At 48.8% G+C, this 25,062-nt stretch carries 22 protein-coding genes and 3 tRNA genes; 11 read left to right on the forward strand and 14 right to left on the reverse strand.

Going from position 1 to position 25,062, the window contains the following annotated elements; translation table 11 throughout:
- Window positions 1-19: 19 nt before the first annotated feature.
- The 7 genes from CPY98_RS03095 to CPY98_RS03125 form a co-directional block, all read right to left on the reverse strand.
- Window positions 20-1,855 carry an IucA/IucC family siderophore biosynthesis protein gene (locus CPY98_RS03095; RefSeq protein WP_096386324.1) on the reverse strand — a complete coding sequence of 612 codons (1,836 nt, stop codon included), beginning with the start codon at window positions 1,853-1,855 and terminating at the stop codon, window positions 20-22.
- On the reverse strand, window positions 1,852-2,454 hold the full coding sequence (locus tag CPY98_RS03100; protein WP_096386327.1) for a GNAT family N-acetyltransferase: 603 nt from the start codon (window positions 2,452-2,454) through the stop codon (window positions 1,852-1,854). Before CPY98_RS03100 ends, CPY98_RS03095 begins: the two co-directional genes overlap by 4 nt.
- Complete coding sequence (locus CPY98_RS03105) at window positions 2,451-3,791, reverse strand: lysine N(6)-hydroxylase/L-ornithine N(5)-oxygenase family protein (RefSeq protein WP_043490843.1); 1,341 nt, start codon at window positions 3,789-3,791, stop codon at window positions 2,451-2,453. The genes CPY98_RS03100 and CPY98_RS03105 overlap by 4 nt, the downstream gene beginning before the upstream one ends.
- A gap of 175 nt (window positions 3,792-3,966) precedes the next feature.
- The gene (locus CPY98_RS03110; protein ID WP_025799055.1) at window positions 3,967-6,141 is read right to left on the reverse strand and encodes a TonB-dependent siderophore receptor; all 2,175 of its coding nucleotides are present in this window, start codon (window positions 6,139-6,141) and stop codon (window positions 3,967-3,969) included.
- 336 nt (window positions 6,142-6,477) lie between these two features.
- Window positions 6,478-6,852, reverse strand: coding sequence for a DUF805 domain-containing protein (locus tag CPY98_RS03115; RefSeq protein WP_046449736.1), 375 nt, complete (start codon window positions 6,850-6,852; stop codon window positions 6,478-6,480).
- Window positions 6,853-6,984: 132 nt separating this feature from the next.
- The gene (fhuF, locus tag CPY98_RS03120) at window positions 6,985-7,776 is read right to left on the reverse strand and encodes a siderophore-iron reductase FhuF (RefSeq protein ID WP_043490848.1); all 792 of its coding nucleotides are present in this window, start codon (window positions 7,774-7,776) and stop codon (window positions 6,985-6,987) included.
- A 309-nt stretch (window positions 7,777-8,085) separates the two neighbouring features.
- Entirely contained in the window at window positions 8,086-9,150 is a 1,065-nt protein-coding gene (locus CPY98_RS03125) for a GGDEF domain-containing protein (RefSeq protein WP_043490852.1), read from the reverse strand.
- 304 nt (window positions 9,151-9,454) lie between these two features.
- Between CPY98_RS03125 and CPY98_RS03130 the strand changes: the two genes are divergently transcribed.
- On the forward strand, window positions 9,455-9,745 hold the full coding sequence (locus tag CPY98_RS03130) for a DUF1435 family protein (RefSeq protein ID WP_043490854.1): 291 nt from the start codon (window positions 9,455-9,457) through the stop codon (window positions 9,743-9,745).
- A gap of 97 nt (window positions 9,746-9,842) precedes the next feature.
- On the opposite strand, the gene CPY98_RS03135 is transcribed toward CPY98_RS03130, so the two are convergent.
- The 4 genes from CPY98_RS03135 to rsmC all read right to left on the reverse strand — a co-directional run bounded on the left by CPY98_RS03135 (window position 9,843) and on the right by rsmC (window position 11,460).
- Window positions 9,843-9,929: transfer RNA gene (locus CPY98_RS03135), tRNA-Leu, on the reverse strand.
- A gap of 47 nt (window positions 9,930-9,976) precedes the next feature.
- A tRNA-Leu gene (locus tag CPY98_RS03140) sits at window positions 9,977-10,063 on the reverse strand.
- A gap of 34 nt (window positions 10,064-10,097) precedes the next feature.
- Window positions 10,098-10,184: transfer RNA gene (locus CPY98_RS03145), tRNA-Leu, on the reverse strand.
- Between the two features lie 235 nt (window positions 10,185-10,419).
- A complete protein-coding gene (gene rsmC, locus CPY98_RS03150) occupies window positions 10,420-11,460 on the reverse strand; it encodes a 16S rRNA (guanine(1207)-N(2))-methyltransferase RsmC (RefSeq protein ID WP_025799065.1) in 1,041 nt (346 codons plus the stop codon).
- 185 nt (window positions 11,461-11,645) lie between these two features.
- Here rsmC and CPY98_RS03155 point away from each other — a divergent pair, with 185 nt between their 5' ends.
- From CPY98_RS03155 to CPY98_RS03205, 10 genes are all read left to right on the forward strand, one after another.
- Window positions 11,646-12,056 carry a DNA polymerase III subunit psi gene (locus tag CPY98_RS03155; RefSeq protein ID WP_063585869.1) on the forward strand — a complete coding sequence of 137 codons (411 nt, stop codon included), beginning with the start codon at window positions 11,646-11,648 and terminating at the stop codon, window positions 12,054-12,056.
- A complete protein-coding gene (gene rimI / locus CPY98_RS03160) occupies window positions 12,025-12,492 on the forward strand; it encodes a ribosomal protein S18-alanine N-acetyltransferase (protein ID WP_080723901.1) in 468 nt (155 codons plus the stop codon). The genes CPY98_RS03155 and rimI overlap by 32 nt, the downstream gene beginning before the upstream one ends.
- A 140-nt stretch (window positions 12,493-12,632) precedes the next feature.
- Complete coding sequence (locus CPY98_RS03165; RefSeq protein WP_043490861.1) at window positions 12,633-12,950, forward strand: helix-turn-helix domain-containing protein; 318 nt, start codon at window positions 12,633-12,635, stop codon at window positions 12,948-12,950.
- 2 nt (window positions 12,951-12,952) lie between these two features.
- Window positions 12,953-14,221 (forward strand): type II toxin-antitoxin system HipA family toxin, encoded by a 1,269-nt coding sequence (locus CPY98_RS03170; protein ID WP_043490864.1) that lies wholly within the window; start codon window positions 12,953-12,955, stop codon window positions 14,219-14,221.
- A gap of 267 nt (window positions 14,222-14,488) precedes the next feature.
- Window positions 14,489-16,078: a peptide chain release factor 3 gene (prfC, locus tag CPY98_RS03175; protein ID WP_096386329.1), complete on the forward strand. Its 1,590-nt coding sequence runs from the start codon at window positions 14,489-14,491 to the stop codon at window positions 16,076-16,078.
- Between the two features lie 529 nt (window positions 16,079-16,607).
- Window positions 16,608-17,222, forward strand: a complete 615-nt coding sequence (osmY, locus tag CPY98_RS03180; protein ID WP_025799072.1) for a molecular chaperone OsmY — start codon at window positions 16,608-16,610, stop codon at window positions 17,220-17,222.
- A 137-nt stretch (window positions 17,223-17,359) separates the two neighbouring features.
- The gene (locus CPY98_RS03185) at window positions 17,360-17,521 is read left to right on the forward strand and encodes a DUF1328 domain-containing protein (protein WP_004846733.1); all 162 of its coding nucleotides are present in this window, start codon (window positions 17,360-17,362) and stop codon (window positions 17,519-17,521) included.
- 308 nt (window positions 17,522-17,829) lie between these two features.
- On the forward strand, window positions 17,830-19,026 hold the full coding sequence (locus CPY98_RS03195) for a patatin family protein (protein WP_096386332.1): 1,197 nt from the start codon (window positions 17,830-17,832) through the stop codon (window positions 19,024-19,026).
- 8 nt (window positions 19,027-19,034) lie between these two features.
- Window positions 19,035-19,820, forward strand: a complete 786-nt coding sequence (locus tag CPY98_RS03200) for a TatD family hydrolase (RefSeq protein WP_096388708.1) — start codon at window positions 19,035-19,037, stop codon at window positions 19,818-19,820.
- A 233-nt stretch (window positions 19,821-20,053) separates the two neighbouring features.
- Entirely contained in the window at window positions 20,054-21,319 is a 1,266-nt protein-coding gene (locus tag CPY98_RS03205) for a NupC/NupG family nucleoside CNT transporter (protein ID WP_172863857.1), read from the forward strand.
- A 58-nt stretch (window positions 21,320-21,377) separates the two neighbouring features.
- Here the strand turns inward: CPY98_RS03205 and CPY98_RS03210 are convergent, their stop codons facing one another.
- The 3 genes from CPY98_RS03210 to CPY98_RS03220 all read right to left on the reverse strand — a co-directional run bounded on the left by CPY98_RS03210 (window position 21,378) and on the right by CPY98_RS03220 (window position 24,993).
- Window positions 21,378-21,911, reverse strand: coding sequence for a YgjV family protein (locus CPY98_RS03210; protein ID WP_025799079.1), 534 nt, complete (start codon window positions 21,909-21,911; stop codon window positions 21,378-21,380).
- 93 nt (window positions 21,912-22,004) lie between these two features.
- On the reverse strand, window positions 22,005-23,495 hold the full coding sequence (locus CPY98_RS03215; protein WP_096388709.1) for a UxaA family hydrolase: 1,491 nt from the start codon (window positions 23,493-23,495) through the stop codon (window positions 22,005-22,007).
- A 22-nt stretch (window positions 23,496-23,517) separates the two neighbouring features.
- Window positions 23,518-24,993 carry a tagaturonate reductase gene (locus tag CPY98_RS03220; protein ID WP_096386334.1) on the reverse strand — a complete coding sequence of 492 codons (1,476 nt, stop codon included), beginning with the start codon at window positions 24,991-24,993 and terminating at the stop codon, window positions 23,518-23,520.
- Window positions 24,994-25,062: the final 69 nt, after the last annotated feature.

Genomic DNA, 25,062 nt, shown 5'->3' on the forward strand with positions numbered 1-25,062 from the left:
GCGCCAGTCACGTCGAGCGCTATTTAAAAGTCACCAATGGGTTATCCAACTGGCCCGCAAATTTCAGATTTTGTGATGGATCGCTGAGGTTGATCATCTGGCGATTGTTAGCCAATTGGAGGCGATTCAAACAAGAGTGCGTGAAGGCAGGGCTGAACATATCGTAGCGCTCGAAACGTTCGGCCAGCTCAGGATGCGCTCGCTGATAATCCGTCACGCATTCGGTCACGCGCTGCCAGAATTTCTCCTGTGGGTAATTTCCCTGCTCATGCAGAATCGCAGCCATAAAGCGGAAGAAACCGTCGAACACATCGGTAAAGATCGACAGGATTTTAAGCTCGTCGGGTACGAATACCGCAACGCGTTTGGCTTTTTCTGGCAAATCGGCATCGGGATCCATCACCACGATCTCTTCGGCGATATCTTTCATAAAGACATGCACCGGGGTATGGTTTTCCAGCACGAGGATCAGGTTTTCACCGTGTGGCATGAAGGCCAGATCGTAGGTGTATAAGCAGTGCAGCAGCGGGCTGAGATAGCTTTGCAGATAGCGTTTCAACCATTCGCCGGTCTCTAAGCCAGAAGCCTGAATCATGGCTGGTAGCAACGCATTGCCATCGCGATCCTGATGCAATAGCGCCGCCATCGTCATAACACGCTGGTTCGACTGAATCAGCGCCAGCGGGCTTTCGCGCCACAGCGCAGCCATCATTTTTTTGTATGGCGTATCGCCGCTCACCGCGCTTTCGTAATAGTGATTACGATAGCCGATGGTCGCCACTTCGCGCAGCATACGGAAACCATAATCACGCAGGCAGCTGTCGTTTTCGATAAGCTCGGCCAGCCATTCGTTGATGCCCGGCGTTGTCGCCATATAGTACGGAGACAGGCCGCGCATAAAGCCCATATTGAGGATCGATAGCGCAGTTTTTACATAGCGTTTGCGCGGATGACTGGTATTGAAGAAGGTGCGGATGGACTGTTGAGCCTGATAGTTATCATCGCCAATGCCCAGATAAACCAGTTCACGCTTGGCAATGTCGGGGGCGAAGATCCCTGTCAGCTTATTTTGCCATTGCCACGGATGCACAGGCATAAAGATATAATTATTCGGATCAAGATCCTGAGCGATCAATTGCTGAGTGAAACCGTCAACGATGCTTGGCGTGAGCTCTTCTTCCAGTAGCTGTTGGTAACTTAGTTCATCGATGCTGGCAAAATGTGCTTTGCTTTTGTGTGCCGCAAGCCAAACAAAGTTGATTGGCGCTGCGGCTTCTGGCGCATAGGCCTGATAATCAAACGCATCAAAACCAATACGACCATTGTTTGCCACAAACGCAGGGTGGCCTTCCATCATGGCGCCTTCTAGCGTTTGGAAATCAGCCTCGAGCAGATGCTCAATCAAAACTCCTTCGCGCAGATGTTTAAAGGCGCTGCTGTATAAGGTGCTGGTGATTTCTTCCATATAGGTGGGCAGCATTTCCTGTGGAATGCCCAGCACGTCTTTGAATTCAATGATAAAGCGAAGCGAGTCCAGCTCTTGCTCAACGCCATTTTGTGTTTTTTGAATAGAGTCAGCATCAATGGCCCAGTGTTCCAAGGCTAGGCGACGTGCGCGGAAGTGATAGATCACTTCGTCCTGTGGTGCAGCCAGTTGGTAATCTGCCATTTCATCGGCTGACGTTGGCTGGCTAACGCATTCAGGCGTAAATAGACGCTCATGTGCAAATTCGGCAATCGCCTTGCGCACGTGTAGACGGTTGGCTTTACTCCACAGTTCGGGGGTCAGGTGAGCGATAACGTGACGGTTTTGTTCTGCCACAGGCAAATGAGAAAACTGAGTATGAGTGGTCATGCGTGGGTCTCCTGACGGGAAACAGAATGGAATTGTGCATCATGGCGCAGTGCAGCAGCGTGCTGCTCGCGATCGCAGAACGCTAGCCATGCGGTTTTGTTCGCGAGTTCGATTTGATGTTGATAGACGAAGCCAGCGCGTTTGTTCAGACGATGGATTTTCTCATTACGCACATCGGGTTCGACCACAATGCGAGCAACGCGCTCATCGCTAAACATGAATGCCACAATGGTTTGGAATACGGCCCAGGTAAAACCGTTGACCGGTTTGTCTGCTGGCGCGACCAAAATGTGCATACCATAGTCACTGTTTTGTGCCGGATAGCATTGGCCAACCGGATCGTGAATCGCCTGATAGCGTTCCAATAGAAACGTCGGTTTGCCTTGATACACACCGATGAATGCACCATCGGGATGATGCTTAAGCAGATCGAGATAGAAATCCCGTACCTGTTCAACGCTTTGCTCCATCATTCCCCAATAGCGTGCGTAAGGTTGGCTAACCCAGCTATGCAGCAGCTCGGCATCTTGAACCGCATCCAGCGGACGTAGGGCAAAATCACCCACGTTTTCCACCTGATGCTTAAATATATAACTCATAGCAAATCTCCGGTTTGCGGGGCGGCAAACTGTTGGAACGCAATTTGTTCTTCAATTGGGTAGTGTTCGGTTCCGGTGATCTCACGCAGGATCCATGAGTTGCGGTAGCAGGCCATACCAAGATCGGGAGTGACGAAACCGTGAGTATGCAGCTCGGCGTTTTGCACGAAGATCTCTTGGTGCTGTGTATCGATTGAGTAGTTGCGGGCAACGTCGTAACGGCCTTTTTCATCCCACGCGATCCGATCATGGATCGGTTGTAAAAATGCAGGCGGCTGGTGGCGATATCCGGTGCACAGGATCACTGCCTCGCTGTCGATGGCGAAGTGTTGATCCTGTTCATGCTGATGCAGCGCCAGATTCAAGGTTTTATGGTTAGCGGTATTTTGTACGCCGGTCAGGGCGGTATTGGTGAATAAGCGGGTATTCACATGACCGTCCAAGCGTTTGATGTATAGCAGATCAAAAATGTCGTTAATCAGGCTGCTGTTGATGCCTTTGTAAAGCTGCTGGCTTTGCATATTAAGCTGGTCACGCTTTTCTGCGGGCAACTGGTGGAAGTAGTCCACATACTCCGGCGATGTCATTTCCAGCGTTAGCTTGGTGTACTCCAGCGGGAAGAAGCGCGGCGCGCGAGTGACCCAGTTTAGCTGATAGCCATACTTATCAATCTCGGAGAGGAGGTCGTAGTAAATTTCTGCCGCGCTTTGCCCGCTGCCTACCACCGTTATAGAACGGCGGGTTTGAAGCTCTTCCTTGTGATGCAAATACTGGCCGGAATGCACCATACGTTCGGCAAAGGGCTGGCAGCACTCAGGGATAACCGGCGAAGGGCCAGTGCCAAGCACCAGATGGCGCGTTTCAAACTTTAACTTCTTACCGTTGCGGGTATCGCTGCAATGCACCTGATAACAGCGGCTATCCTGATCGAACTCCACGCGCTCAACTTTGGTATTGAATCGCAGGTTGCTCAGGCGCTCTGTCGCCCAACGGCAATACTGGTTGTACTCTTTGCGCATCAAAAAGAAGCTTTCGCGAATATAAAACGAGTACAGACGTCCCTGTTGTTTTATGTAGTTCAGGAAACTCAGTGGGTGCGTTGGATCTGCCAGCGTCACCAGATCGGCCATAAACGGCGTTTGCAGATGAGCGCTTTCCAGCATCATGCCAGGGTGCCAGTCAAAGCCTGAATTTTGGTCAAGAAACAGCGCGTTTACCTGCGACAGCGGCTGCGTGAGGCATGCTAACCCAAGATTAAATGGCCCAATACCAATGGCGATAAAATCATAAGGTTGTGTCGCAGCCTGCTGCTGAGAGGATAAGGAGAACTGGGTCATAGATCTTACCTTAGATTATTACGAGGAGTACAAATTCGATGCTCAGCATTTATCCAGATTTCTAGATGGCGGATACGGGTTGTGAATCTGGCGCTAAATCGCCAATAAATTAATTTAAAAGGTGTTTTTATTCAGGGATGCCGAAATGCCCGGCATCCCTATTTTTTAGAGGTACTTAGAAGGAATATTTCACGCCAACCACCACGGAGCGCTCTGCACCGAACCAGCAGTTATTGCTGTCGTAGCAGCTTGCGACGTAGCGCTTGTCAGTGATGTTATTCACCGCCATTTTCAGCGTGGCGTTATCCAGCGCAGGCGTTAGGTTACCTAACTCATATGACGCAGCCATGTCATACAGCGTAACGGCTGGCAACTGCTCAGTATTACTCTGGTTAGCTTCCATACGACCGATGTAACGGATACCGGCACCGACGGTGAGCCCGCGCAGGAAGGTATCGTCAATGGTGTAGTTAGCCCATGCGCTAGCGTTGTCTTTAGCCGTTTGTACCGGACGGTTGCCGATCAACGCTTTGTTAGCATCTTCGGTAATCTTCACGTCGGTATAAGCGTAGTTCGCCGTCAACAGCAGGTTTTCCAGCGGGGAAGTGCGCAGTTCAAACTCGTAGCCTTTCGACTCGATTTCGCCACTTTGATACTTCTCGTAGGGATCAACGCCGTTCGGGTTAGAGGTCAGCGCATTCTCTTTTTTGATATCAAACACAGCGGCCGTGAAGATGGTGTTCTGGCTTGGTGTGGCAAATTTCACCCCACCTTCCCACATCTTGCTGGTTTCTGGTTTGTAAGAGCCACCGCTTTTGTTACGCCCAGCTAAAGGCTCAAAGCCTTCTGAGTAAGCAACGTACGGGGAGATGCCGTTTTCAAAGTGGTACATCGCGCCATAGCGCTGGGTGTACTTGCTTTGAGAGAAAGTTTCATCTGTATTGGCACCGTATTGCAGGCCGTAGGTGCGCTTCTCGTATTGGTCATAACGACCACCGGCCAAGATGGTCAGCTTGTCGAGATCGATAGAGTCCTGCCAGTAGTAGCCGTTCTGGTGCATTGAATAGCGCACGTTGGTGGCCAGTGACGGATCCCAGGCAATATTGCCGCGGTTAATTTCGTGGTTATTGCGATCGAAGATATCGATGCTTGGCGCAGCGGCATCCTGATACTCGGTTTTGTTGTTCTGCCACTGGTAATCGAAGCCCAGCAACACATTGTGGCGCAGGAACGCGGTATCAAATTTACCGGCAATCTGGTTATCAATGTTGAAGGAATCCATGCTCTCATCGGTCATGTACATACGACGACCGAGAGTGCGGCCATCATCAGCAAGACCGGTGCTGTAGGTGTTTTCCTGATAGGCCGTGATATGCATAAAGCGAGCTTTCTGCGTGAAAGACCACTCATCGCTGAAGCGGTGATCGAACTGGTAGCCGACAGATTCTTGTTTACGCTTATAGGCTTCCCAATTGTGATCGCCCAGATAAACGTCAGTCGGCAGTTTGCCATAAGGAGAATACTTGAAGGTGCCTTCGCCTGGCAGAGAGGTATAAACGCCGGCATTAGGATCGTTCTGGAAGAAGGCTTGTAGCAACAGGCTATTGTTATCGTCGATATCCCAACGCAGAGAAGGCGCTAACAGATAGCGCTCATCTTTGGAGCCTTCGGCCTGCCCATCAACGGCACCGGCTAAGCCCACAAAGCGGTAGCTGACGTCGCTATCGCCAATTTGTCCGGTTGAATCGATTTTCCCTTCGCGACGATTATCGCTGCCGGTATCAAATTCTACGTCGGTATTTTGGTTTTTCTGTGGTTTTTTACTGATCATGTTGACGATACCGCCTGGTGAGGCGTTACCGTATAAAACTGATGCGGGGCCTTTCATGACTTCGATACGATCGAGCATGTAGGTATCAACTTGGCCTTGAATGTTCCATTCGTTGTAAGGCAGTTGTAGGCCGTCGAGATAGTTTTCGCTGTTTTTGAATCCACGAATGGTGAATTCATCAAAACGTGTGATGGCGCCACCACGGTTTTCAGTGGTTACACCCGATACGTAGCGCAGCGCTTCGTTTAGTGAGCTGATGCCGCGCTCGTCGAGTTCTTGGCCTTCAACGGTGTTGATAGTTTGCGGAGTATCTTGCGCGGTCAGATCGGATTTTGTGCCGGTATTTTCGTAGCTTCCCAGCGGTGGGAGGCTGGATTTGGCGCTGACAACGATTTTGTCTGCATCGTCTGCTGCTGCGGTATTTGTTGCTGTATCTGCGAAGACGCTCAAAGGGAATACCAAACAACCGATTGGCAACGCCGCTTTCAACGAAGAGTTAATAAACGCTTTGTATTTCATCTAATTATCCCTGCTTGAAAAAGCACGAAGATCTAATAATTAATTGTGAGCAATCTGGTCATCGCCGGATGTTAACCAGTCAATGACATCGCTATATCAAATGCGATACAGAATGATAATTATTCTCGTTAGCTTTGGTAGCTTTTATTCAAGCAGAGGAGGGGAAACTATTTTTCTTTGTGATCTACGTCACGAATTCATGAGAGTAATTTAAGAATAACCATAAATAACTCAATGAAATTAATCGAGTAATGGTTATTAACAGGTAAGGTATTAATTCTATTTATATATAAGGCAGTCTAACCCACCGATGGGTGGGTTAGCGGCGAGGAGATCTTATTGAATGATGCCAGCAGGTTGCTCAGCTTTTGGGTCTGCGCCATAACGGTTGGCGCCCGTGGTCCCTGCTTTGCAAGACCAGACTAGCAAAATGATCGGGCCGACAACGGGAATAAAGCTAATGAAATAAAACCATCCTGAGCGCTCGATGTCATGCAATCTTCTTACGACGACAGCCAAACTAGGAACAAGAGTCGCAAGTACAAATACAATGAAGATACCAGCAATCAGTGAGCTATCAGATGTGAGCATCAGAACATACAGTATGGCCCAAACGGTGCCCTGGATAAGTGCAAACATCCAATACTCTTTGCGCCGAGCCCGGCCACTGAAGGTGGCGTAATTTTTTAATACTTTGATATACCAGTTCATTGAAAACATATCCTTTGTTTTTAAGTCGCATAAGGATACGTAATGAAGGGGGAATTCTTCTGACGCCGATCAAGAAAGCTATTACTTGATTTAGTAGTAATAGATAAGAATGTTTTAAGTTGACTCCGCTTTTTAACCCAGCGTGAGCGGACAATCACCGCACTCTTTCATCTTAGGCAGCTTATAGCGTTGGCAGCAGGTTCGGCGCTGAATAGTACCGTTACGCATCAGTACGGTGCGATAGAGTGGGTTGTCTTGGCCGTCGGGGAAAGAGGCGGAGAAAAAGAGAGCCTGTTCGAGCTGCGAGAAAAGCACATCACCAATCAGGGGACGTAATTCTCCTAAATACCAATGCATCACATAGCCAATATTGCTCCACATCAGCTTAGCGTTTAAAACGCCTTGGCGCGCAATGGCGTTTACTGCTGGAATCAGATGACGCTCAACTAAGGACACCATACGCTGTAGAGGAGTGCTGTTACGGGCGTCACCGGCTATTAACTGCGGATAATAGATAAATGCCTCAGGGCGTCCACTTTCATGGAAGCGAACTTTGAACTGCCGAATATGTGGATCGAGAGGGGCTGATTGCTGAAGTAGCAACAGCATCATTGGCGGCACCAATAACCCAAAATACCACTGCGCCCACAGGGATTCTAACGGTTTGGCTTCCGGCGTTTTATCAGGGTATTCAGCGTAGTGTTCTTGCTGATAGTTTGCCATGAGCTTGGCGTAGGTTTCTGCCGTTGACCATTGCATAGCAGATAAATCGTGGCTAGCTGCTGATTCATCGATCAAGAACGTGGTGAGAAAATGAGGGTAGTGCTGGCTAAAAAGCGCAGTGAGCTCTTCCGCTTCTGGCGGAAAAGCAGGAAAGACGGCTGGAAAGTAGGCATCAAATTCAGTCAGCGCAGTTATCTTCACCACAACACCCTAGAGATCAAGTATCAAAACGCAATAGTACTGATAACTATTATCAATCGCAAGATGGTGGTTGAACGAAATGTGTCATAGCGCTCATTTAGGTGAAAATTGAAAACTGGTGGTGATGGCTAAGCTAAATGACCAGCATAAACATCGTTGACGCCACAATGTCGGCAAGTAAAGGACGGTGAGTTACGTTACGGGACTATATTTTTTTTAATAATTTATCTTTTAATCAACATATCTACGAATAGGTTGTGCTTAGCTAGATAGAAATTATTTTCCTATCTAGCAGATTATAAAAAGAAATTAGGTTTCTTTTTGCAATAAAACTCTATTACGACCTTTCTGTTTTGATATGTACAGCGCTTGATCGGCACGCGTTATGGCATTTTCTAAATTATTGCCATGCATCTCTGAAAGCCCCGCTGAAATTGTTACCACGTTGCTTCCATTTGGCTGGTATTCATTGATTAACGCCAACTGTTCTACATGCAAACGAATATGCTCACATATTTGTATCGCGAGACTTTCAGACGCATCGCGTAAAATAAGTAAAAACTCTTCACCGCCATAACGAATGGCTAAATCTCTAGTACGAACGGCTTCTTTGATAATTTGAGCAATACTTTTTAATGCTATATCACCGTATTGATGCCCGTAGTGATCGTTATAGAGTTTAAAGAAATCAATATCTAACATGACAACAAAGTGTTTATGCTCAGTGTCACAATCGCTGCCCATATGATGGAATTGAAACTCGAGGCCACGGCGGTTAAGCAGCGTGGTAAGGGGATCAATCATGCTGAGATCGCTGAATCGCGCTCTGTCTTGCTCCAACTGAGTGACTAGTCTGCGTGTAAATGCCTCACGCCGCCGCGTCATTGCGTGATGCAATGACAACGCAATGATCGGTAATGTGAGAACGAATAAAATACGCGTCATATTGTGGAAATCTTCCAACACAATAACGGTTATTGCGACGGGAACGGCATTAAGGCAAAACGCTAATAAGTTGTCAGAAAGCGCGACGGCTGCAATAAAAAATATGCTGAACAGATTGATCAATAAAAACTCATGGCTGTTGGCGTCAACATGCTGATATTTAGCTGCTATATGAAACGACCATAGCAATCCTAGCAATAGAGAAGCAACGTTGAGCTTCAGCAGATATTTGTCGCGATGCCATATCAATGATATGGACGAGAATAGGCAAAAGACAAAAACGCCAATGCCTGCAAACGTATACGGCGGATCTGTCTGTAATGGATTGAGCAGCGCATAAAACGATGTAGCACCATTTAACAGGATAAATAGCAAGAATGTCATATGGCTTTTGCTATTTAATAGGTCGTCGTAGTTTTTTGCGTTCATTAAATAAGGCTCGTGACTGTCAATATCGCTCAAAATAAAAATAGAAAATGGCAGTAATATGTTAGCTGTTAGACAAGAATTTTCTTAGGGATGTCTGATGTGGCGATAAAACTAACAGCTTTGATCTAAGATGTCATGCGCTTGTAATCAATGTGGGTTATATCGCCTTTTTTTGAGTGAATATCGTACAGTGCCTTTGCGTGTCCTGCCGATTTAATGCCTTTACACATACATAATTCATGGGTGAAACGGTTTATGACTCAGTATATGATATTGGGAATTATTATCATTTATGGTGCGGATTATGCTGATTGCTGCGATGGCGTTTCTGGTGGTGTGGGGGATAAGTTTATGGGTCTGCAAATCTCTTAGCGGGATTTGGGGGATAAGCTTGCCGACGTTAGTGCTGCCCATGCTGATTGTTTCCAATCTGAATCTATCTTTTTTAAAAGGCATGATGGTGCTGGCCATGTTGGTCACGTTGGCGATGCTGTTTAATCCACGTCTGCGCAACTATGTGCTGCTTCCATCAGGGCTGGCTCTGGCGGGAGGGTTAGCGACAATTTCATTAAATTACAATTACTTTGGGATTTAATATGCGGGTATACGAGCGAGAAATTATTTAAATTGAAAGCGAATAGTAAAATAGAGGGATTTTAAGAAGACTCGCTGAGGAAGAAGAAACAATCTGTTGGTGCGAAGAGAGGGACTTGAACCCTCACGTCCGTAAGAACACTAACACCTGAAGCTAGCGCGTCTACCAATTCCGCCACCTTCGCACATCAGATTACTTTTCTGTACTGCAGTTTGACTATGCTCACCAGCTTGGTGCGAAGAGAGGGACTTGAACCCTCACGTCCGTAAGAACACTAACACCTGAAGCTAGCGCGTCTACCAATTCCGCCACCTTCGCAAGATGCTGTGAAGCATAAATCATCGTGGTTATTTGGTGCGAAGAGAGGGACTTGAACCCTCACGTCCGTAAGGACACTAACACCTGAAGCTAGCGCGTCTACCAATTCCGCCACCTTCGCATACCGTTTACGTCGCCTTGCAGCAACATAACCACGGAGGCGAATTCTAGAGATTTTCGCGGTTACGTCAACACTTATTTCCCCATCAATGCTTGTTTGATGCGCGTTTGCTGAAAATGTGGGCATTTATTTTGTAAATCACGATAGGACAATGAATTATCGTGATCAATAGCACGGCATGCAGAAAAGTCAGTGGGGCGCTGGTAAACCGAGGTTTACCAGCTAAAAGCAGAAATTAACGTTTTTTCTTGGCCATCGCAGCACGGCCTAAGCGTGCTGAATACACTTTGAAACGACCGGTCTGCGCCAGCACTTCGTGAGCGCCAAAAACATCGTCCAACAGCTGCGGATAAGGCAGGAAGGCGTTAGCCACGATACGCAGTTCACCACCAATTTGCAGCTGTTTAGCTGCGCCGCGGATCAGCGTTTCTGCAGCGGTTAAGCTGGTTTGCATGCCGTCATGGAACGGTGGGTTCGAAATGATCATGTCAAAGCGTCCGGTAATGTCGGAATAGACATTGCTGGCAATCACTTCGCCCTGAATATCGTTGGCGGCAAGCGTTGCACGGCTAGATTCAAGCGCAGCAGCGCTGACATCGCTTAGCGTCAGCTTAATTTTCGGTGACATTTTTGCCATTGCGGCAGACAGCACGCCTGCACCACAGCCGACGTCTAGAACTTTGCCTTTCATGTGTGGTTCAAGCGAAGACAGCAGCAGATGGCTGCCGACATCCAGCCCGTCGCGGCTAAATACACCCGGTAAGGTGGCGATAGTCAGGCTGCCTGTCTGATAGTTTTCCCACCAGTCTTCGAGCTTGAAATCACTCTGCTTTTCTAAACGACCGTGATACAAACCACAGCGGCGCGCGCTGTCGATTTTATTCAGCGGGCCAAACGCTTCGATAACACCTTCGGCGCTACGCACGCCCGCGCGGTTTTCGCCGACGATAAACAATTCAGTGCCAACCGGCAGCAAAGAGAACAGGTTTTGCAACTGGAACTGTGCTTCTTGCTTGCTCTTGGGCCAGTAGTAAATCAGGGTGTCGCAATCGGCAACCAGTTCTGCATCAGCCGTCAACCCAAACTGGCAGCGCTCTGCCATCGTGCGGCTCAACTGCTGCCAATGATGATACTGATTGGTGTGAACACGAACCTCTGCCGCTTCAAACTGTGCTGGCAGGGTATCTTGTAAATCGCCTGCAAAGAGGACTCGGCGTGATTCGAATTCCTCGCTGTGGCGCAGAATGACTTCGCTGGCAGGGGTAAATAATGACATTAAACGTGTTTCCTTAGGTTAACTAGCCGCGCAGTATATACCCAAACTACGTGGAGTTGCAGCCAACACCGCGCCGCTTCGTGCAACAAGGAGATTGAGCTTTAATGACGCGGGTTCGCTAGCTTTGCTAGAATACGCGGCAATATCGTTTCTTTAACGTCTCTTTGACACTTTAGCAGGACAGTATGGCCACCCGACGCGACCTTCTTTTACAGCAGCTTGGTATTACTCAGTGGGTGCTGCGGCGTCCAACGGCGCTGCATGGCGAGATTGCGGTGAGTGTACCTAGCTCGACCCGCTTGTTAATTGTTTCTGCGGAGCCGATTTCTCCCGACGACGTTTTGTTGTGCGACGTTCTCAAGGCATTGATGCTTACGCCGGATCAGGCGGTTATTCTCACGCCAGAACAGTACGCCATGCTTAATGATGGTGCAGAATATTATGTTTGGTGGCTAGGCGATCCTCCGGCTACCGAACGCGCAAGCGCCACGCTGCATTCTCCGGCGCTCAGTGCGCTTTACCATAACTCAGGCGCCAAACGCGCGCTATGGCAGCAAATTTGTCATGATGAACAACATTTCTTCCCTAAAGGGTGAGATCTCACCTCTCACCGAGGCTGATTTTAAAGCGGCTTTTGACATCGAATGTGCCAGCCACGCGTTTCCGTGGACGGAAAAAACGTTCCTCAGCAATCATGGGGAGCGTTATTACAATCTAAAATTAGAGTGCGACGGAAAACTCGCCGCTTTTGCGATTACGCAGGTGGTGCTTGATGAAGCCACACTGTTCAACATCGCCGTTGCTCCAGAGTTCCAACGCAAGGGGCTTGGGCGTGAATTACTGGACGCGTTAATTGTAGGGCTTGAGGAAAAAGGCATCGTGACATTGTGGTTAGAGGTCCGAGACTCTAACCGCGCCGCGATAGCGCTTTATGAGTCGCTTGGCTTTAACGAAGTTTCAATACGCCGCAATTATTACCCAACCGCCGATGGCCGCGAAGACGCCCGTATTATGGCGTTACCGCTGGGCTGATCTGCAAAACAACGATTTTGTTGTTATTTGCTGTAATTACAACTGTTAAGTTGTATTCGGCGTGAAAAACAATTCATTAGTTGTTAATGGCATGATTAACAACTAATCTGTTGTTATTGTCTTACGCTGAGTTTATCGCCATGAAACACCTCTCTGAGCTACCCAGCCAGCTTAAACTGCGCCGGCAACAGCTCGATCTCAATCAAAAAGATATGCTGATGAAAATTGGCATGTCACAGCAGCAATACCAGCGTATTGAAGCGGGGGGCGATCCACGCTTGTCGACTCTACTTAGGGTGCTGGAAGGGATGGATTTGGAGCTGATGCTGGTACCGCGGGATAAAGTTATTGCGGTGGACGAGTTGCTCGCTGTCAGCTTGAAACCAACGGCTTCGGAGGCGCAAACTCAGCCTCAGAATGAGGATTTGCAAGATATTCTGCGTAAATTAGAGGACTAGCGGTGATGAGGCAAACGGAGTCCGTTCAGGCATTAGCGTTGTATCTCAACCAACAACGGGTTGGGGTTCTGACACATTATGCGAGCAGTCATAATATTCTGACCTTTGATCCTGAATATGCCGCGTTGCCACCCTCGGTTCGTCCTATTCTTACGTTACAACAAGTCATCAATCCTCACTATTTACAGTTACCGCTCAGGGCGAGCATGAGATTGCCGCCGGTGCTGTCTAACCTCCTTTCTGAAGGGGCGTTACGAGACTTAATGACGCGAACGTTAAAGTTGCACCATGACGCCGAGTTTCCGCTACTTGCTTATACCGGTGGTAATTTGCCCGGTGCGCTTATCGCTAAACCTCTCACGTTGGGTGATATTCCTGCATGGGCGTTGTCTGCTCGTGGTGAACGCTTAGAAGCGGTTCAGATTGAGCTTCGCCATCAGGCGGATAAGTTTTCTTTGGCCGGTGTGCAGATGAAATTTTCCGCTCAAAGCCGAGACAACCGCTTTAATGTCAGTGCAGACACCGATGGCGATAGCTGGATTATCAAAACGCCTTCAACGATTCATGCCCACGTACCGGAGAATGAATTTACGGCGATGACGCTGGCAAAGGCGATTGGCGTTGAGATCCCAGAAATTAAATTAGTCGAACTGTCTCAGCTAGATAATTTACCCAAGATCAATCTACCGGATGAACGCTATGCATATGCCATTCGCCGGTTTGATCGCGGTGAAACGGGCAGAATACACACCGAGGATTTTGCACAGATATTGGGTGTCTATCCACATGAAAAGTATGGTCGCTATAACTATGAAATGGTGGCTGCCTTGATGTACCGGTTTGGTGCAGGTGGTTTGGCTGATGTACAGCAAATGGCCCGTCGTCTGCTGGCGAATATTTTGCTGGCCAACGGCGATGCTCATTTAAAAAACTGGACGATGATCTACCGCGATACTTTAAATGGTCGGCTATCTCCGGCCTATGATATTGTGACGACGTTACCTTACGTTGCAGGTGAGGACAGCGTTGCCTTAAATATGGCAAAAGAAAAACGCTGGCAACACATTGAACTATCGACCTTTGAACGCTGGACTGAGCGCGTTCAAATTGCTTGGCCCGCCATTGCGGTTCATTTGCAAGATGCTATTTCAACAGCACGGCAAATTTGGCCTTCTATGCTCGAAGAATTGCCAATGAAGGAGGAACATAAAATCGTATTAAAAAACCATTGGGCGAGCCTCTCTTCCGACTTCCGCATCGCTGTGCCTTAGCGCTTAAAAAACGATTGATTGTCTAACCTGACTAAATCAGGGAAAATAGCCCGCTATACCCGTCATACTTCGAGCCGCATGTGCGTTGGCTACGTTTGTTCACCCTAGTCACATAGTTATCTATGCTCCTAGGGATTCACAAACTTGCCGCCTTCCTGCAACTCGAATTATTTAGGTTATAACCCTTTTTATTCCCGCTTTGCGTAACAATAAATCGCCTGAATTACGGGCGTTGGCGCAGGGTGGCTAACGATAGAACGTAAAAACATGTCTCCTAGTGAATACGCTCGCGAAGTGGCTAAACGCCGCACTTTCGCAATTATTTCTCACCCCGATGCCGGTAAAACCACGATCACTGAAAAAGTTCTGTTATTCGGACAGGCTATTCAGACCGCGGGTACGGTAAAAGGGCGCGGCTCTAACCAGCATGCTAAATCTGACTGGATGGAGATGGAAAAACAACGTGGTATTTCGATTACCACCTCGGTGATGCAGTTCCCTTACCACGATTGTTTGGTAAACCTGCTCGATACCCCAGGGCACGAAGACTTCTCTGAAGATACCTATCGTACCCTGACCGCCGTTGACTGCTGCTTGATGGTTATCGATGCGGCAAAAGGCGTCGAAGATCGTACCCGTAAGCTCATGGAAGTTACGCGCCTGCGTGATACGCCGATCTTGACCTTCATGAACAAAGTTGACCGCGAAATTCGCGATCCGATGGAGTTGCTGGACGAAGTCGAAAACGAGCTGCGTATTGTGTGCGCGCCAATCACGTGGCCAATCGGCTGTGGTAAATCGTTTAAGGGTGTTTATCACCTGTATAAAGACGAAACATATCTGTATCAAACAGGTAAAGGCCACACCATTCAGGAAGTCCGCATCGTTAAAGGTTTGGACAACCCAGATCTGGATGCTGCCGTTGGCGAAGATCTAGCAGATCAGCTGCGTGGTGAACTGGAGTTGGTAAAAGGCGCTGCCGCGGAGTTTGATAAGGACGATTTCCTTAATGGTGAATTGACCCCTGTCTTCTTCGGTACGGCTCTGGGTAACTTCGGTGTTGACCACATGCTTGATGGCTTGGTGGATTGGGCTCCTGCGCCAATGCCACGCAAAACCGATACCCGCGTGGTCAGTGCTGATGAAGAGAAGTTCACCGGTTTCGTGTTTAAAATTCAGGCCAATATGGACCCAAAACACCGTGACCGCGTAGCCTTTATGCGCGTGGTGTCTGGCCGTTATGAAAAAAGCATGAAACTGCGTCAGGTCCGCACGGGCAAAGACGTGGTGATCTCTGACGCACTGACCTTTATGGCTGGTGACCGCTCACACCTTGAAGAAGCCTATGCGGGCGACATCATCGGTTTGCATAACCACGGCACGATTCAGATTGGTGATACCTTCACTCAGGGTGAAGATATGAAGTTCACCGGTATTCCGAACTTTGCGCCAGAGCTGTTCCGTCGCATTCGTCTGCGCGATCCGCTGAAACAGAAACAGCTGCTGAAAGGCTTGGTTCAGCTGTCTGAAGAGGGCGCGGTGCAGGTGTTCCGTCCAATTCACAACAACGATCTGATTGTGGGTGCGGTCGGTGTGCTGCAGTTTGAAGTGGTGGTAGCACGTCTGAAAAGCGAATATAACGTTGAAGCTATCTACGAATCCGTTAACGTATCAACCGCTCGTTGGGTTGAGTGCGATGACGTGAAGAAATTCGAAGAGTTTAAACGTAAGAACGAGCTGAACTTAGCGTTAGATGGCGGTGATAATTTAGCCTATATTGCGCCAACGATGGTCAACCTTAATCTGGCTAGCGAACGCTACCCTGAAGTGAAATTCCGCAAAACTCGCGAGCATTAATCGTTTTGTTCGTGTAATTTTTCTGCTGAATTTGCTGATAAACCGCACTCCTGTGCGGTTTTTTTATACCCAAAATTCGCAGAATCGTCTTAATAAGCCGCTTTTTTGCACAAAAAAACGCCGGTTATTGTGATCTAAACTGCATTTTTTTGTTACTGGGCTATAGTTAATCCAGTAGCGCATGACACCGAGAATTAATCGATTTGATTAGATTAGTTTTACAGTCGAGTGCTTCACCAAGGTAAAGCGAGAAGCATAACGTATTGATTTTAAATCAGCAGACTAACGATTGATAGTTTGAAAAATGGATGATGGTGTGGTCTACAAGACGTATTTTCATACTGTGATTTGTTAATCGTTTGTTTGTTAATTGCTGGTTTTAACTGCTTCTTGCTGAGCCGATGGTGAACGATAGGCTACGTTTTTAAGCATTAGCACAGCGAGTCTCCGATGAGACGATGTGATTAAGGGCTGAAAGAAATACGGCCCACGGCGTTAAGCCGTTACTGAAATCAAAAGGAAGAAATCGATGAAAAATACCAAGTTTGCACGTTCAATGATGGCAATTGTTTTAGGTTCTGTACTGGTTAGCGGTAGTGCTATGGCAGAAGAAACCTTAATGCAGAAAGCACAAAGCGCGGCTGACTCTACCGGTGCGAAAATCGATAGCTCCATGAAGAAAGTTGATGGTTACATGGACGATAGCGGGATTACCGCTAAAGTTAAAAGTGCATTGGTTGATGCCAAAGATATCAAAAGCAACGATATCTCTGTAAATACCAACAAAGGTGTCGTTACCCTGAACGGTTTTGTCTCTTCACAAGATCAGGCAGAACGCGCAGTGACTCTGGCGAAAGGTGTTGAAGGCGTTAAATCCGTGAGCGATAAACTGCACGTGAAAGACAGCACCAAGGCCAGCGTTAGCGGATACGCCAGCGACACGGCGATCACTAGCGAAGTAAAAGCGAAATTACTGGCTGATGACATCGTCCCATCACGTAATGTGAAAGTGGAAACCGAAAATGGCTTGGTACAGCTTTCCGGTACGGTGAAAACCAAAGCTGAATCCGATCGTGCTGAAAGTGTTGCTAGCGCGGTGGAAGGTGTAAAAAGCGTTAAAAATGATCTGACGGTAAAACAGTAATCTGCTTTCCCCGGACGAACCACGGCGTGGGGCGTTCGGTGTGATTACCTATGAGAAACAAAGACCTTTTAGAAACAAAGAGAAGAGCGTCGTTGGTCGACACTTCATTTTTATTTTAGGCAAGGTAAGGAGAGCATATGTTTCGTTGGGGAATTATCTTTTTAATCATTGCATTAATCGCTGCAGCATTAGGTTTTGGTGGTCTGGCCGGTACAGCGGCATGGGCAGCTAAAGTGGTGTTCGTAGTGGGTATTATTCTGTTCTTGGTCAGCCTATTTACAGGGCGTCGTCGTCCTTAGGTAAGGATACCTTTAGCGCTCATTGTTAGGACATTAGACATGAGCGATGGGGGTATCAACACCAAATCCGCCATCCATTTTGAATGGAAAGCACAAAAGGTTTGTAAATATGAACGGTGACATTGTTGTCGGTAAGTGGAAACAGATTCGCGGTCAAGTCAGGTCTACTCTGGCTGAATGGCTTGGCAGTGACGGCGAATGGCTTGCTGGCAACAATGATTGCCTCCTTGGATTGCTGCAAGAGGATTACGGAATTGCGCAAGACAGGGTATCCTCGGAGGATGTGAAGACTCATTGAGGATGGATGGTTGGGATACAGAATACCGATTACGCTGGGCAATATAGAGCCGCTAGCGTACAAACCCTACCAGCCGGGTAAAATTGCGCTGGTATGTGAAGGCGGCGGTCAGCGCGGTATTTTTACCGCTGGCGTGCTGGATGAATTTTTGCGCGCGCGCTTCAACCCCTTCGATCTCTATCTCGGCACTTCTGCTGGGGCACAAAACCTTTCCGCTTTTGTCTGTGGCCAACCGGGCTACGCACGACGCGTCATCACGCGCTACACCACTTCAATTGATTTTTTTAATCCGCTACGTTTTGTCCGTGGTGGGCACTTAATCGATCTTGATTGGTTAATTGAAGCTACCGCGAACGACCTGCCGTTAGCGATGGATTATGCGGAACAACATTTAGTCGATGGCCGCCAGTTATTGATGTGTGCCAGCCGCACTGAAGATTTCGCTCCTACCTATTTTCCTGCGCAGCGTAAAAATTGGCTCGATGTGATCAAAGCCAGCAGCGCCATCCCAGGATTCTATCGCTGGGGCGTGGAGCTCGACGGTGTGAGTTACCAAGACGGTGGGATCAGCGATGCAATCCCGGTGCGCGAAGCCCATCGACGCGGAGCCGATACCATTGTGGTGATACGTACCGTGCCATCGCAAATGTTCTACACGCCCAAATGGATGCGTCGAATGGAAGCTCTGCTGGGTGAAAGTAGCCTGCAGCAGATGGTCAAAATGATGAAGTACCATGAGAAAAGCTACCGTCGCATTCAGCGCTTCATTGAGAAACCGCCGGGTAAGGTTAGGGTGTTTGAAATCTATCCACCCAAACCGCTGGCGAGCCATGCGCTAGGGAGCAAAATTGCTGCCTTAAATGCGGATTATCATCTCGGACGCCGCTGCGGTCGCTATTTCTTAGCTACGGTTGGGCATTGGCTATTGCCACGAGAAGATCAGCCTAATGTAGACAAACGAGCGTTCTCTCGTCGCCTACTACAGCCATCAGATACTATTTCTCCTGAAATGCCGATTGTGGCGGCAACGCATTCGGCGGCTAAAAATGGCATTGTTCTGCCGGAACCGCAAACCAATATGGTGGCGGAGAAGTCCCTGATATTACCTGACAGCGTGCAACTGGATAAAAGTGCTCGGCAAACCACCATTGATCCGAGTACTGCAAAAAAAGCAGATAAACCGTCTTCGCAGGACAGTTCGACGTGACAGAACCTATGACTGATGCGCAGTTCGTTGATACTCACTGTCACTTTGATTTCCCGCCCTTTAGCGGTAATGAGTCCGAAAGCCTTGAGCTAGCCTACGCACAGGGAGTGCGTAGCATCATCGTTCCAACCATCAGCGCACAGCGCTTTCAGCAAGTTCTTGAACTAGCTAACCGTTACCCGATGTTGTACGCCGCGTTAGGTCTTCATCCGCTGTATATTGCCCAGCATCATGAGCATGATATTGATGTTCTGGTGCAAGCATTGGCGCAGAAACCCAATAAGCTGGTGGCCATCGGTGAGATTGGCCTTGATTTGTTTATGGACGATCCACAGCTTGAGCGACAAATCACGTTGCTAAAAGCCCAGCTAAAACTGGCGAAGCAATATGATTTACCGGTGATCCTGCATTCGCGTCGCTCCCACGATCAGTTGGCTCGTGAGTTGAGAAACGCAGCGGTGCCGCGATGTGGCGTTGTGCACGGTTTTTCTGGCAGCCTTTCTCAGGCACAGGCTTTCATCAAGTTAGGCTATTTTATTGGCGTTGGTGGCACGATAACCTACGAACGAGCGCAGAAAACGCGGCAGGTGATTGCCCAATTGCCATTAAGTGCATTACTGCTGGAAACCGATGCGCCCGACATGCCATTGGCGGGTTATCAAGGCCAGCCCAACCGCCCTGAACGTGTGCGTCAGGTCTTCGAAACGCTATGCCAGCTCAGGCCCGAATCTCCCGCAGTGATTGCTGAGGCCATATTGGTAAATACTGATAGATTATTCGGTATTTCCGCGTAGTTTTAGATTCATTGCTAACTATTCTAAATGCAGCTGAATTATTCATTTTTATTGATGTGATGGATGTCTCATTTTAATGATTTTGGATGCTTCAGGTTGTATAAAACTGTGACAGCGCTGACCAATAATTCTTCTCTCCTCGGTATAATCGCCGCCATCGGCAATGTGAATCTTTCGTCGATACTCAATCAAAAAATCTAACGCGTTACAGGGACTATTCCATGCAACTTATTATGAGCGTGGTAGGGATGGCGGTACTCATTCTGATTGCCGTGCTACTTTCGAGCAATCGTCGTGCTATCAACCTACGCACCGTGATTGGCGCATTTCTTATTCAGGTCGTTATCGGCGCGTTCGTGCTTTATGTCCCCACTGGGCGGGATGTGTTGGGTGCCATGTCTTCCGGCGTCGCCAACGTGATTGCCTACGGAAATGAAGGGATTTCATTTATTTTTGGCGGGTTGGTGTCTGACAAAATGTTTGAAGTCTTCGGCGGTGGCGGGTTTGTATTCGCACTGCGTGTTTTGCCCGTTATTGTTTTCTTCTCTTCATTAATTGCCGTGCTGTATTACCTCGGCATCATGCAAATCGTTATCCGTTTACTCGGCGGCGGCTTGCAGAAACTGTTGGGCACTTCTCGCACAGAATCACTGTCTGCAACTGCAAATATCTTTGTGGGTCAGACTGAAGCACCGCTGGTGGTTCGCCCATATATTTCCACCATGACGCAGTCTGAGCTGTTTGCCGTGATGTGTGGCGGTTTAGCTTCGGTGGCGGGTTCGGTATTGGCAGGTTATGCGCAAATGGGCGTGCCGTTGGAGTATCTGATTGCAGCGTCATTTATGGCGGCTCCGGGCGGCTTACTCTTTGCCAAGCTGATTGTGCCTGAAACAGAAAAAACCCACGACAAAACTGACGCAGCGGCGCTGATTGCTGAAGAAGATCGTCCGGCCAACGTGATTGATGCGGCGGCGGCGGGGGCGGCGTCTGGTATGCAGTTGGCGTTGAACGTGGGCGCGATGCTGTTGGCGTTTATCGCGTTGATTGCGCTTGTTAACGGTATGCTGGGCGGTATCGGTGGCTGGTTCGACTATCCGCAGCTTTCGCTGGAATTGATCTTAGGTTGGGTGTTCTCGCCGATTGCTTATCTGATTGGTGTGCCGTGGAGCGAATCCCAGATTGCGGGTTCTTTCATTGGTCAGAAGATTATCGTGAATGAATTTGTGGCATTCATGAACTTTGGTGAATATCTCAAAGCGGATGCGGAAGTTGCCGCTGCGGGCTTACAGGTTCTCTCCGACCATACCAAAGCGATTATCTCCTTTGCACTATGCGGGTTTGCGAACCTCTCCTCGGTGGCTATTCTGCTCGGAGGTTTGGGAAGCATGGCACCTACGCGTCGTCATGATATCGCCCGCTTCGGTCTGAAAGCGGTGGCCGCAGGAACGTTATCAAACCTGATGAGCGCCACAATCGCCGGGTTCTTCCTCGCGCTGTAATGGTTTTACTCAATCTCCAGCCCGCTTGTCGGGCTGGAGGTTTTAATTCCCCCAGTAACTAAGCCTTACCTTCGACTTTAAACGGATCGATACCGCGCAGCTGCATGCGGCGAAAACGGATAATATTGAAGCCGTTCATCAGCAAAAAACTCCCTTCAATCAGTGAACCGCCAATCGAGCCCAGCCAAATATTATGTGTGACCCAGCAAGCCGTGGAACACCACATGACGCAGCGCGTGGTTAATCCTTTGGTTCGAAAGAGCGCCCAAGTACTGGCAACGGTGCCGATAATTGGCAGCAGCTCCATTGCGTGCTGTAGGCTATAGCCGCCAAATCCCAGCGTGAGGGCAATAAAAATAAACATCACCCAATTGCTGCGTGTACGAGTAGATATCACGGTACGAATGGCATTAAGTTCGGCGGCAGCGGCGGCTGAATGCGCACCCATCAGGAAAAAATGCAGACCAATAATGGCTGAATAAATAGAGAGTTGGTATTTGAAGCGCAGCTCATTGCGATTGAAAAAAGTGGTGATACCCACCAGAAAAGCAAAAACCCCTACGCCCTGCGCAAACCACTCGTAGCTGTGCATATCTAACTCCCTTTAATTCCTTCTTCATGCCGCTTCAGATAGAAAAACGGCGCTCATACGAACGCCGTTTTTGCGAGCGACGTGACTACGGCTTTACAGCGTTACACCGCTCTTAAAAATGGCCAGCTCACGGAATTCATTAATTTCGTTACGCGTCTGATGACCATTGGCAATATTGACGATCATATCGATGAATGAAGCCAATAGCTGATCCATGGTTTTACCGTGCAACAACTGACCCGCATCGAAGTCGATCCAGTGCGGTTTTTTGGTGGCGATTTCGGTATTGGTCGCCAGCTTCACGGTTGGAACGAAGCCGCCGTATGGCGTACCGCGACCGGTGCTAAACAGCACCATATGGCATCCGGCTCCGGCCAGCGCGCTAGTGGCAACCGCATCGTTGCCCGGTGCACTTAGCAGATTCAGCCCCGGCGTTTTTAACCTTTCGCCATAGCGCAGCACGTCGATAACCTGACTCTGTCCTGCTTTTTGTGTACAGCCTAAGGATTTCTCTTCCAGCGTGGTGATACCGCCTGCTTTGTTGCCCGGAGACGGGTTTTCATAAATAGGCTGGTTGTGTTCGATGAAGTATTGTTTGAAGTTATTAACCATGTCGACGGTCTTTTCGAACGTTGATTCATCGCGGCAACGGCTCATCAGAATACGCTCAGCGCCAAACATTTCAGGTACTTCAGTGAGAACGCTGGTGCCGCCGTTGGCGATCACATAATCGGAGAAACGGCCCAGCAGCGGATTAGCGGTAATGCCGGATAAGCCATCAGATCCCCCGCACTCTAAGCCAAATTTCAACTCGCTGAGTTTGCCCGCTTCACGGCGATCGTTGCGCATCACTTGATAAAGCTGATGCAGATGTTCGATGCCGGCTTCAACTTCGTCATCCTGTTGCTGACATACCATGAAATGCACGCGGCTGGCATCGTATTCACCCAGCGTGTCACGGAAAGCCGCAATTTGGTTATTCTCACAGCCCAACCCAACCACCAGGACAGCTCCGGCGTTAGGGTGGCGCACCATGTTTTGTAGCATGGTGCGGGTATTGATGTGGTCGTCGCCCAACTGTGAGCAACCAAATGGATGAGTAAACAAATAAGCGCCGTCGATGCCTTCTGCATCGCCGGTTTCTTTCAAAAAGCGGGTTAGCATCTGTCGAGCCATCCCGTTAACGCAGCCAACGGTAGGCAAGATCCAAAGTTCATTGCGGATCCCTACATCGCCGTTTTGACGGCGGTAGATCTGTACGTCACGATCGGCCATCTGCGCGGGAAGATCGGCAAAATCTGGCTGGTATTGGTACTGATCCAGATCGTTGAGGTTGGTTTTCGCATTTTGCGAATGAATATGTTCACCCGCGGCAATCGCCGTTAAGGCATGGCCGATGGGCAAGCCATATTTCACAATCATCTCACCCGATGCTAACGGCGTGAGGGCAAATTTGTGCCCACGAACAATGTCGCTCAGCAGATGAATGGGCTGTGATTCCACGCTAAGGGTTTCACCCGCGTTGAGATCGCGTAGGGCAACGGCGACATTATCCAGTGGATGAATTTTAATAACGCTTGGCATATTTTGCATAATTCAATTCAGCTCAGGCAGTAACGGATAATGATGAAACGGCAGAACGCATACCGTGCTGTTCAATTTGCTGCAAGTATCCGGTGATGGTTTGGGTCATTTCAGGGATCTGGTTAAGATCTTGTCCCCAGTGATCGGCGTCGCTCAGGATTTTTTGCACGAAGCTTTCCAGACTTTCACCGCCTGCTTTTACTGCGCTCCAGCCAGAGTGATAACGCTCGAGCCAATGCGCATCATCTTGCAATGGATAGGTTTCGCCATCGCGCTCGCCACGGTAGAACGCGATCAACGCGGCAAGTGCAAAGCATAAACGCTGTGGCAGTTTGCCCGTTTGCTGCTGGTAAGCCAGCACCTGAGGCAGAATGCGGGTGCGGTATTTCGTCATACCGTTTAACGCAATGGATAACAACTGATGCTGAATGAACGGGTTACGGAAACGGCTTAGCACTGCGTCAGCAAATGATTTCAGTTCATTGGCAGGCAGATCGAGCACCGGTACGATTTCTTGGCTAATCGCTTTCTCGACGAACTCGGTTATCTGAGCGTCGTTCATGCTTTCGCCCACGGTGTTAAGTCCGGCTAAGAATGCCACTGGAACCAATGCGGTGTGAGCGCCGTTCAGGATTGCTACTTTGCGCTCTTTATAGGGCTTGATGTCATCCACGATGCGAATGTTTAGCGGTTTATGATCCTTGGCAAAGGCATCTAAACGAAGTTCCTGTGCCAGTGACTGTGGGCCTTGGATGACAAACAGGTAAAAGTGTTCTGCGGTATCTAAAAATGCGTCTTGATAGCCCAGCTCGTTCGTCAATGCTTCGACTTCGTCGCGCGGATATCCGGTCACGATGCGGTCTACCAACGTTGAGCAGAACGTGTTGCTTTGCTCTAACCACTGAATGAATGCTGACGGTAAATCCCACTGCTGAGCGTAGCGCAACACCAGTTCGCGCAGCGCTTCACCGTTGTAGTCGATTAACTCGCATGGCAGCAATACCCAACCTTTATCGGCTGCGCCGTCGAAATGGCAAAAACGCTCGTACAGTAAGCGTGTCAGCTTGGCTGGGAAGCTGGCTGGTGGGGTATCGGTCAGCTTATCTTCGGCGACATAGCTGATGCCTGCTTCGGTGGTGTTCGAAAACACAAAGCGGATGTTGGCATCATGCGCCAGTGCCAAATAAGCATCAAAGTCCTGATACATATTGATTTCGCGGTTCACGCTGCGAATAATGCGAGACTCACGAACGGCTTCGCCTTGTTCGTTTAAACCACGAATAATGGTGGTAAACAAACCATCTTGCGTACTGAGTGACGGCGGGAAATCGCTGTTTAGTGGGCGTACAACCACCACGCCCGCATTCAAATCGGTATGCTCATTCAGCAGATCCAACTGCCAGTCTACAAACGCACGTAGGAAATTGCCTTCACCAAACTGAATCACTTTGTCTGGGTGCTGGCGGCCGGGAAAATCACGACGATTAAGAGTTTGCATTCTGGATCTACCTCAGAGGGGCCGCGATTTGGCGGCCTTCAACATATAAAAGGAACAAGCGTTGGGTGT

This window comes from Hafnia sp. CBA7124 (assembly GCF_002355555.1).
Taxonomy (GTDB): Bacteria; Pseudomonadota; Gammaproteobacteria; order Enterobacterales; family Enterobacteriaceae; genus Hafnia; species Hafnia alvei.

Coding starts and splice junctions, on each gene's coding strand:
- CPY98_RS03095 (WP_096386324.1), bottom strand. CDS start 1,855: ATGACCACTCATACTCAGTTTTCTCATTTGCCTGTGGCAGAACAAAAC.
- CPY98_RS03100 (WP_096386327.1), bottom strand. CDS start 2,454: ATGAGTTATATATTTAAGCATCAGGTGGAAAACGTGGGTGATTTTGCC.
- CPY98_RS03105 (WP_043490843.1), bottom strand. CDS start 3,791: ATGACCCAGTTCTCCTTATCCTCTCAGCAGCAGGCTGCGACACAACCT.
- CPY98_RS03110 (WP_025799055.1), bottom strand. CDS start 6,141: ATGAAATACAAAGCGTTTATTAACTCTTCGTTGAAAGCGGCGTTGCCA.
- CPY98_RS03115 (WP_046449736.1), bottom strand. CDS start 6,852: ATGAACTGGTATATCAAAGTATTAAAAAATTACGCCACCTTCAGTGGC.
- CPY98_RS03125 (WP_043490852.1), bottom strand. CDS start 9,150: ATGAACGCAAAAAACTACGACGACCTATTAAATAGCAAAAGCCATATG.
- CPY98_RS03130 (WP_043490854.1), top strand. CDS start 9,455: ATGCTGATTGCTGCGATGGCGTTTCTGGTGGTGTGGGGGATAAGTTTA.
- rsmC (WP_025799065.1), bottom strand. CDS start 11,460: ATGTCATTATTTACCCCTGCCAGCGAAGTCATTCTGCGCCACAGCGAG.
- CPY98_RS03155 (WP_063585869.1), top strand. CDS start 11,646: ATGGCCACCCGACGCGACCTTCTTTTACAGCAGCTTGGTATTACTCAG.
- rimI (WP_080723901.1), top strand. CDS start 12,025: ATGATGAACAACATTTCTTCCCTAAAGGGTGAGATCTCACCTCTCACC.
- CPY98_RS03165 (WP_043490861.1), top strand. CDS start 12,633: ATGAAACACCTCTCTGAGCTACCCAGCCAGCTTAAACTGCGCCGGCAA.
- prfC (WP_096386329.1), top strand. CDS start 14,489: ATGTCTCCTAGTGAATACGCTCGCGAAGTGGCTAAACGCCGCACTTTC.
- osmY (WP_025799072.1), top strand. CDS start 16,608: ATGAAAAATACCAAGTTTGCACGTTCAATGATGGCAATTGTTTTAGGT.
- CPY98_RS03185 (WP_004846733.1), top strand. CDS start 17,360: ATGTTTCGTTGGGGAATTATCTTTTTAATCATTGCATTAATCGCTGCA.
- CPY98_RS03200 (WP_096388708.1), top strand. CDS start 19,035: ATGACTGATGCGCAGTTCGTTGATACTCACTGTCACTTTGATTTCCCG.
- CPY98_RS03205 (WP_172863857.1), top strand. CDS start 20,054: ATGAGCGTGGTAGGGATGGCGGTACTCATTCTGATTGCCGTGCTACTT.
- CPY98_RS03210 (WP_025799079.1), bottom strand. CDS start 21,911: ATGCACAGCTACGAGTGGTTTGCGCAGGGCGTAGGGGTTTTTGCTTTT.
- CPY98_RS03215 (WP_096388709.1), bottom strand. CDS start 23,495: ATGCCAAGCGTTATTAAAATTCATCCACTGGATAATGTCGCCGTTGCC.
- CPY98_RS03220 (WP_096386334.1), bottom strand. CDS start 24,993: ATGCAAACTCTTAATCGTCGTGATTTTCCCGGCCGCCAGCACCCAGAC.